Genomic DNA, 228 nt, shown 5'->3' with positions numbered 1-228 from the left:
AAGTGACTGAAACCTTTGATTTAACAGTCACCCGCACAGCAGGTACGACCACCAATGCCTCCGCAGTCGGTACCGCGACGATTACTGACAATGACGGTACGCCAAGCCTGTCAATCAACGACGTCACCGTCAACGAAGCAGCCGGCACAGCGACTTTCACAGTCACCTTGTCCGCAGCCTCTGGTCAAACAGTTTCTGTCGGTTACAACACCAGCAATGGCACGGCCA

General features: G+C 54.4%; 1 pseudogene. It reads left to right on the top strand.

Annotation, left to right across the window (positions count from 1 at the left end):
- A pseudogene (locus H8K55_RS21495) lies at positions 1 to 228 on the top strand (Calx-beta domain-containing protein); the annotation flags it as partial.

This window comes from Affinundibacterium flavidum, from assembly GCF_014284175.1.
Taxonomy (GTDB): Bacteria; Pseudomonadota; Gammaproteobacteria; order Burkholderiales; family Burkholderiaceae_D; genus Undibacterium; species Undibacterium flavidum.
This window is presented reverse-complemented; position numbering and strand designations above follow the sequence as displayed.